At 52.3% G+C, this 8,847-nt stretch carries 7 protein-coding genes; all 7 read left to right on the forward strand.

The features are described 5' to 3' along the window. Positions 1-121 precede the first annotated feature (121 nt). On the forward strand, positions 122-1,057 hold the full coding sequence (locus tag PsAD46_RS17095; RefSeq protein ID WP_063307459.1) for an ATPase, T2SS/T4P/T4SS family: 936 nt from the start codon (positions 122-124) through the stop codon (positions 1,055-1,057). Continuing rightward, entirely contained in the window at positions 1,057-3,114 is a 2,058-nt protein-coding gene (locus PsAD46_RS17100; protein ID WP_084404446.1) for a type IV secretory system conjugative DNA transfer family protein, read from the forward strand. The genes PsAD46_RS17095 and PsAD46_RS17100 overlap by 1 nt, the downstream gene beginning before the upstream one ends. Before the next feature lie 51 nt (positions 3,115-3,165). Then, positions 3,166-4,479 (forward strand): DUF5710 domain-containing protein, encoded by a 1,314-nt coding sequence (locus PsAD46_RS17105; protein WP_063307460.1) that lies wholly within the window; start codon positions 3,166-3,168, stop codon positions 4,477-4,479. Beyond that, the gene (locus tag PsAD46_RS17110) at positions 4,476-4,838 is read left to right on the forward strand and encodes a hypothetical protein (protein ID WP_063307461.1); all 363 of its coding nucleotides are present in this window, start codon (positions 4,476-4,478) and stop codon (positions 4,836-4,838) included. Before PsAD46_RS17105 ends, PsAD46_RS17110 begins: the two co-directional genes overlap by 4 nt. A gap of 3 nt (positions 4,839-4,841) precedes the next feature. Then, positions 4,842-5,981: a TraI/MobA(P) family conjugative relaxase gene (gene traI, locus PsAD46_RS17115; protein ID WP_063307462.1), complete on the forward strand. Its 1,140-nt coding sequence runs from the start codon at positions 4,842-4,844 to the stop codon at positions 5,979-5,981. A 76-nt stretch (positions 5,982-6,057) separates the two neighbouring features. Next, positions 6,058-7,098, forward strand: a complete 1,041-nt coding sequence (locus PsAD46_RS28620; protein WP_244273222.1) for a hypothetical protein — start codon at positions 6,058-6,060, stop codon at positions 7,096-7,098. Between the two features lie 435 nt (positions 7,099-7,533). Then, positions 7,534-8,847: replication initiation protein RepC (gene repC, locus PsAD46_RS17125; RefSeq protein ID WP_063307463.1), on the forward strand; the 1,314-nt coding region annotated here is incomplete at its 3' end.

Below are 8,847 nucleotides of genomic sequence, written 5' to 3' on the forward strand. Positions count from 1 at the left end.
AAAGGATCTGGCAGGCCGAGGTCATGGATCTGCCAGATCCTCCTTAACTCTTAAAACGCAAGCAACACCAATGGTTTGAAAGTAACTCCCAGAGGCAATCCTCAGGGTGAATGGGTAAGTTATGTCTGATCGACTGATAATGAAGCTTATGGAACCTTTATCACAAATCTACCATGATCCGAACGTGGTAGAGCTGCGTCAGACGCGGCCAGAAACGTTTGTTCTGGAGCATCGCAAAGCTGATCTGCAACAGCTTGATGCCCCAGGTATTGGCTTCACGCAGGTTCGCCGGATCTGTCAAGCGCTTGCCAACTACAACGGCCTGAAGTTTTCTGAAGGTACGCACCCAAAGCTCTCTGTGTCGCTTCCTGAGCGCCATCGTTTTGAATGCCTGATTGGGCCAAGCACGCTCACCGGCTTGTCTATGGCCGTGCGCTGCAAGCACCCCTATGAGGTCAAATTTGAGGACATGGGGCTTCGCCAAAAGATGATCGATTACATCAGTGAAGCTATGCATAAGCGCTGGAATATTGCGATTTCCGGCTCGACAAACACGGGTAAGACCACACTCTTGAACAAGCTGCTTGGCTTGTTGCCCGTTGATGAGCGCGTTGTGTCTTGTGAGGACACACCAGAACTGGAGATTGAGCGCTTCTGGAATGGGTCAGCGCTGTTTGCATCGCGTGAGGCTTCACAAGGAGCTGGTTTGCAAACCTGGCCGCAGCTGTTCGATCACAAAATGCGTATCTCTCCCGACCGCATCATCTTCTCCGAGATCTCCGTTCAAAATGCGTACTCAGCTTTGAATGTTTTGAACACCGGCGCAAAGGGCTGGATGTGCACCATTCACGCCGACCGCGCCGAGATGGTCGTAGATCGATTTCAATCCAATATTGACCTGTCCGGAGGCGTTGCCACGCCCATCCGCAGCTACTTCAATTCACTGGTGGATGTGGTCTTCCATATCACTCGTTTTGAGCGCGGTGTGCGCCAGATCACTGACATTTATGAGGTCAAGAACGAGCGCTACATCCTCAAAGACGGGAAACTTCAGTGATGCATATTTTCCCTCGTGTTGTCGCTCTTGTCTCCATCTTTGCCTTTGTCTGCGTCACCCTCGCAGGCTGGTATTATACGCTGGAATTTGACCCCACCGACCCTGCGTGGTGGAAATGGCTTTATGCCTTTTACATTGAGACCAATGAACTCCCCAATGAGATCCTGATCCCGTTTGGCGGCGGGTTCATTGCCATGATCATAACCATGATTGTCGGTCGCATCCTCATGGAACAAGCGGGTAACAAAACGGTCTCTGGTGAGCGCGATTCAGGCTCGCTGCATGGCACGGCACGGTTTGCTGAAGACAGTGAAGTCAAGGGCATGGGGTATCTGCGCGGCAAAGGCGTTGTTGTTGGCGGTCTGGAAGACAAGTTCAAAAACGCGGCCATGCTGCGTCATGACGGGCCTGAACATGTGCTGGCCTTCGCCCCGACCCGTTCCGGTAAAGGTATCAGCGTGGTCATCCCGACCCTGCTGACATGGCCTGGAAGCACCATCATCCTTGATATCAAGGGCGAGAACTACGCTAAGACTTCGGGTTGGAGAGCGGCGCAAGGCCAGAACGTGTTTTACTTTGAGCCGACCGCAACCGAAGGCTCTGCCCGTTACAACCCCTTAGAAGAGATCCGCATCGACACCGATTTCCAGATTGGTGACTGCATGAACGTTGCCAAGATGATCATCGACACTTCCGGCAAGGGTCTTCAAAACTTTTGGGAACAGGAAGGCTTTTCGTGGCTGTCTACGGCCATTTTGCATGTGCTTTACCGGGTACGCAATGAGGAAAAGCGCAAGGCTAATCTGGCCGATGTGCTCCACTTCCTGTCAGTCGGTGATGATGAAGCTGGTGATGATGAGCTAAAGCTTGATGCGCTTGTTAAAGCCAAAGCGGAGGGCAAGAAAAAGGATGAGGACGGGTTTGAAAAGCTGCTGCTCGACATGGAGGGCTATGAGCACGGCAATGAGGGTGCTGACAAGGAAGTCCGGCGCGGGGCATCACGCATGCGCAAGCGGGCAGCCAATGAACGCTCTGGTGTCTCGTCCACGGCCACGGCTCAACTTGCGATCTTTGCAGATCCGATCATAGCGCGAAACACATCGGCCTGTGATTTTACCATTGCTGATTTGATGAACGCGGATCAGCCGACCAATGTCTATCTGGTCCTCTCGCCTGCTGAGATTGGGCGCATGAAGGCGCTTATCCGCATCATCCTCAATCAGATGCTCACGCGCCTGACAGCTAAAATGTCCCATAATGAGGGTGAGACGCTTTACAAGCACCGCATGCTTTTGATGCTGGATGAGTTTCCGCAGCTCGGCAAGCTGGACATCTTTGAAAGCTCGCTTGCCTTCATGGCAGGGTATGGCCTCAAAGCTTTCCTGATCACGCAGGATATCACCCAGCTTCAAAGCGCCTATACCCGTGATGAGAGCATCATCTCCAACTGCCATGTGCGTATTGCCTATGCACCCAACAAGATCGAGACGGCTCGGGTTCTCTCTGACATGACCGGCAAGACAACGGTGGTGCAGCGCAAGCGTTCGGTGTCAAAGAATCTGGAACGGGGCGGCGCCAGTCTTTCGGAAAGTGTTTCTGAAACCTCACGGCCTTTGATGACGCCCGATGAATGCATGCTGCTTCCCGGCCTCAAATACGATGAGGACGGCAGGGTTGTCGGTCCCGGTGAGGTGTTGGTGTTTACCGCAGGAAAACCCACCATCAAGGGCCAGCAATACCTTTATTTCCAGGATGAGGATCTGAGTGCCCGCTCTAAACTGAAACCTTCTGGCAACGTCAAAGCAGGGGTTCAGATTGAGAGCGGCAACAGTGCTCACCCTGCTGAAGATGGACCGACTTCGCCTGCGCAAGTTGGAACGCCAGAGCCCTCACCCAAGCCAGATATGGATAAACAGGTCGCGCCAGAGGTGATCCAGGAAGCTTTTGAGGCTGAGACTTGCAAATCCGAGACTGCAACTCAGAGCAATCCATTTCTTGGCCCCCTCAGCCGAGTTGCTGAAGGCGTGCCCTTTGACAGCAAGGCAGGCGGGTCATGAGCTCAAAAAGTCTCTTTCTTGTCGTCGTTTTAAACCCTGAGGAGATCCACCATGGCACAGAGTGAAACCAAGGCCCCTGCCCGCCAGAATGCCCACCCGCATGCTCGCCAAGCAGATGAAGGAACGCCGAGTGAGCCTGCAAACTCAAACAAGCCGGAGCGGACCTATCTGGCCGTTCCGTTTGATGAGCGCGAGCCTGCTAAGAAACTTGGTGCCAGGTTTGATCGCAAAGCCAAGAGCTGGTTTGCGCCAAACGCCAAAGTCGCGAAGGCAACGATGAAATGGTCGGTGGAAGGCAAAGCGCCTGCTGCTGAACAAAACCGCGATCCGCAAGGGGAATTCAGCGATTGGCTCCGGGCACAAGGCATGGATCTGCAGGGCTTGGCGCAGATGGATGGTAAATGGCACCGCATTGCCATTGCTGGCGAGAAGAAGGTCAAGAACGCCTCTTATCGTGGCTTTCTCGATGGCGCTGTTCCAAATGGCATGCTGCATAATTTTAAAGGAACTCAGGAGAGCTGGACGTTTGACGGGCAGCAGCTTTCAAAGGATGAAGTTGGGCGGGCCATTGAAGCGGGGAAAAAGGCTTCAATCGAGCGGGCAGATGAGCGGAAACTGGATCAGGAGAAAGCTGCGAAGACAGCCTATGGGATCTGGGCCAACCTTAAGGACTGGGCCAATCCGGAAAACTGCGAGTATTTGAGCCGAAAAAACGTTCGTGGCTATGGTGTGAAGCTGGATAAAGATGCGCGCATGGTCGTGCCTTTGCGCGATACGGATCTTAAAATCCACTCGCTGCAGTTCGTAGGCGAAGACAAACACTATCTCAAACATGGCCGCAAAGAAGGGCTGTTCCATGCCATTGATCCAGGGCGTTACTTAAACGATGCGGACAAGCTGGGACAGGGAGATACGCTCGTCTTTGCAGAAGGCTATGCGACCGGTGCGTCCGTTCACAAACTCACAAACAAGCCAGTCATCGTGACGTTTGATGGTGACAATCTGGTCAAGGTTGCCACAGCGCTGCGTGAGAAATACCCCAACGTGACCATGCTGTTTGCAGCAGATGATGACCATCATTTGCCCCTTCGCGAAAATCCATTGCCCAACAAGGGACTGGAGAAGGCAAGCGAGGCAGCAAAGGCCGTTGGCGGGTATGTGGTGGCCCCTCCCCTTACCAGCTCTGAAAAAGCAAAAGGTCTGACGGACTGGAATGATCTGTGTGTGGTGCGCGGACACGACAAAGCAGTCTTCCAGTTCCTCACACGCACTCGGGCAGCGTTAAGCCTGGGAAACGCGCAGGAGCTTCAGATCGATACCACAAAATCTAAACAGCAAAGCCGTGAGATGGAGATGAGCTTATGAAAATCGACAAGACAGGTTTTAAGTTCGGAAGAGGAAAGAATGAGAAAACGGCAGCGTTCAACCTGTACATGCCGCTCAGCGTGATTGCTGATATCAAAGTGCGGGCCAAAAAGCTGAACTGGAAATACGGTCATTACGTTGCCTACGTTTATGAAAACGTTGCCCATCCGGACCCGGCAAAACTAACCGCCATTGATGAGCTGAAGAAGGTCAATCACGACCAGGCGCGGTTGGGCAACCTTTTGAACGCTGGACTGGCCGATATGGCGCTCAGGGCCAATCACGGCGAGATGGAAAAGCTCTTGCACGATATTCGCGATACGCAGAGCGCGCTCAAAGCAAAAGTAATGGCGCTCTGATCCATGATTGCACACAAGATAGACCGTAAATCCGGACAGAACTCTTTTAAGGCGCTGGCGCGTTATGTGGCTGCTGCCAGGGAAGACAATGAGAAGCTGGGCGATCTTTGGATTGAGAATTGCGAGTTGGCAAGCACCAAAGACGAACTGGAGCTTGCCATTGTCGAGATTGAGAACACGCAAAAGCACAACACCCGTGTGAAGGGCGACCGCTCCTATCACCTGGTGATCTCATTTGCGGAAGGGGAAGTGCCCGAGCTGGCGGCGTTGAGGGATATCGAAAAGTCTTTCGCCGAGGCGCTTGGCTTTGAAGAGCATGAGCGCATCATCGGCACGCACACCAATACAGACAATTACCACATGCACGTGGCGATCAACCGGATTCATCCCAAAACCTATAAGGTCCACACGCCCTATATGGATTTTGATGCTCTGGAGCGCACCCGTCTTGAGATGGAGGTGAAATACGGCCTGACCCGCACCAACGCCAAGGGCGAAGTGCTGGAGAAGACCAATCCAAAGGCAAGGGATTATGAGGCCAACACCTATGAGGTCTCCTTCTCCACTTATGTGAAGGATTACAAGCCTGAACTCTTGAAGATCCGGGAGAGTGCCAAAACGTGGCCCGAACTTCACGAGGGCCTTGCGGCGTATTCGCTGGAGCTGAAGCCGCGTGGCAATGGCCTGGTGTTCAAGGAGCTGGACGGCCCGCGTTCGGAAAAAGCCAGCACGGTTCACCGTGACTTTTCTAAAAAGGCATTGGAAGACAAGTTCGGCCCCTATCAGGCAGCGGAGAAAGATCTCTCTCAGGCTAAGCGCAAGGACCGCTATGAACGCAGGCCGCTTTATGACCGGCACCGGGAAACCGATCTTTGGGAGAAGTTCACCGATCAGCTCAGTAAACCCAAGCGCAAACGCAAACACAGTTGGAAGTCGTTTCTAACGGATTACGCCCAGCTCAATCATGCGGCCATCGAGATGCTTAAAGGGGAAGAGGCCATGTTGTCCCTGATGGGACTTGGGTCAAGACGACAACCAGGACTGCTGGAGAAGCATTTTGGAGTGAAACTGCAAAAGCAAAAGCAGCACAAGGCTAAGCGGCCTGACAACGACAAGGTCAAAGACAAAGGCCGGGACAGATAAAGCGCCCTGCCCGACTTGCTGGTGGTGCTAGCGGCAAGAGGGACAGGATGAAGACTATGTTTGGCAAGGCATTTTAATGCTTGCGGAAGCGGGCGAGGAGATCCTCAGAGGGAGGAGCATTGAATTGAGCACGATAATCAGATCGCAGCTGCAAATTGTTATGACGCAGTTCAGTCGGGGGATGGGAGGTCAGGTAGTGAGCCATGATGTTCGTGCCGCCCCGTTCATCGCCTATGCTGTTAAAGACCTGACACATGCAGTCTTTTCCAAGCAGCATTTGAGCAAACTCATCGGCGCGATACTCAGCCATACGAGAGGTCAGGGCCGGGATACGATTTCCGATCCCGATAATCAGGCTGCAAGGAAAGAAGAAGAACATCACGACCAGATTGAGGATTGGTACACTTTTGAAGAGATTTGCAAAAAACAAAAGCACATTGAACGGCGTGAAGATTGCAGCCGATATTACCGCGTGTTTTGTGTCCCAATACCGCAAATGAGCTATCTCGTGAGCAAGAAGCCCAGCCAGTTCTTCAAGGCCGTGCTCGCGAAATTTGGTATCAAAAAGAGCGCCCCTATGGATGGCAATCCGGTTGCGGCCATAAGCGCAGGCATTGTAGCTTTTGTCGTCAACCACTCGCCACACAATGTGAGGCAGTTTGATGTTCTTGGTATCGGCGCTGTGTTGCAGATAGGCAAAAGCGGATTCGATCTGATCAAGCTCGCGCTGCGAACAGCGGCGCGCACCCAACCTGATATCATCAAAGAATTCAGAGATGCCCGGTATCGAAGCCAGGAACAGGATGAGCGTGAATTGGACGCAAAGAACAAACAGCTCGTTGACGTGAGGGACATGGAACGGCAGCAAGTCATAATTGTTAATGGCAGAAGTCACCGGGATCAAAGCATAAAACAAGATTACAAAAGCTGGAGCCGAAATCACGGCCCACGAAATAAACCAGCTCAAATCAATAGCTATGTGTCTGAATACTCTGCGCATTTGAATGTCCCTCCATTGGTTTTAGTTTACAAAACTCTGGGGGAGTTCTCAATGAAACTTGGGCATGTTCCATCTTTGTTCACAACTAACTCAAGTATAGTTAATGTGTTCAAGTAAAGGAGGGCATTATCAATAATGTAGTGATGCTCAATTAATAAGTAAGAATGAGATTAGTTTACTCGAAGACTTAGGGAAATACATAGCTCTATTCGAAAGTCCTATGAATAATTGATCAGAAATCAGTCTTTACATGTGTGTAACACACAAGTTGATTAAACTTGTACTTTTTAAATCGAAAAGGGGTTTGTAACAATTGAATGAAATTTAGCGAAAATCTCAAGGATAAAAGCAATCAGGGCACTGCCCTATAAAAAAGTAAACCCTGGAAGCCAGGAGCCGCCAGGGAGAACAACATAGAAATCATGATTAGCACCTGAATTTCTATGTTGCCCTCCCATAAATTGCAAGAGTGAAGAACGCAATAATTTTTGCGAACAGGAGAACTCACTCTGAAATTGGCTCAACGCTTCCAGTGAAGACGGAATATTTGGAATGTTTATTGATGCCTATATGCCAGATGAGGCAGCGGCAGTGTTTGGAATCGGCAACACATCGCGCCAGCAGAATGAGAAGGCAGAAGTCGCGGCCAGAGGTTTTACTGGTCTGCCGGTCGGTGTGAGCCGGTGGGATGTGCTCTCGCTGGTGAAGAGGTTGCAACGCGAGCTTGGCTTGACCGCAACACAAGTTGCGCACCTGGAATTCCTCGTGGGCTATACCCGCGATCAGGATTGGCAGAGCGGCAGCAATCCGATTGTCTATCTGACGGTAATCGCGACCGCCAACAAGCGTTCAATCTGCGAGCGCCAGGTGCTCAACATCGAGCGGGCCTTAAATCGTGCTGGTTTGGTGTGCTGGCACGACAGCGGCAACCTGCGCCGGTTCGGCCATCGCTCAGCAACTGGCGAGCTCCTGCAGGCGTTCGGTGTCAATCTTGCCCCTCTGGCCGCAAGTTACAAGCGCCTTTACCGCATGGCGCAAGAACTGGAGCAGCGCGCCCTTGTCTGGAAACAGCAAAAGACAACGCTGCTGCTTCACAAAAAGGTCTTAAGAGAGCAGCTGACCTTGCATCCAGACCACCCAGCTGCAGGGGATGCGCAAAAGCTGTTGCTGTCATTGCCGCGCCGTATCGAGGCGCGCTTGACCATCACCCAGCTGTTGCAATGGAGCAAGCAGTTCTTGCAGCTGATCGCAGCGTTTCATGAGGTGCGTGACCCCTCTTCCATTGACCAGATCGAGGACGATCCAGCAGCGGAATCCGAACCTCAAAACACCTTTGGTCGGAAGAAAACTTCCGACAGGTCGGAAATCCAGTTCCGACACATAAATACAAGCAATACAAAACAAACACTTTCTAACGAAAGAAGTAGTGAGCGGACACTGCCTGCCGGCAATGACTTGAAGATTGCTTTGACCGCTGACGCGGAAAGGGCTCTTGAAAAGATCGAGCGTGAAAGTGCTGCTCCAGCACGTCAACACCCGATTGCACATGAGGACAGGTCCAACTCGCCTCCCCTGCCCGGTCTTGAACCGCCTTCAGCACAAGCCGTGCTCCTGAGCTCCGGTATCGAGCACATCACGCTCAAACAGGTTTTAGCCTGTGCCAGTCCCATGCTGCGCGATATGATCCGCAATGCCTCAAAGAGCGGTGGTGCCGATTGGGATTCTGTCATCGAGGCCGCAACACTGGCAGCAGGATATCTTGGGATCTCAAAACCAGCATGGCAGGAGGCGTGCAGCAAACTTGGGAGCAGCGCGGCCGCCACGCTGCTTGTGCTTGCCCAGACCCCCAGCACCGCTCCGGCCACC

It is taken from the genome of Pseudovibrio sp. Ad46 (assembly GCF_001623065.1).
GTDB lineage: Bacteria > Pseudomonadota > Alphaproteobacteria > Rhizobiales > Stappiaceae > Pseudovibrio.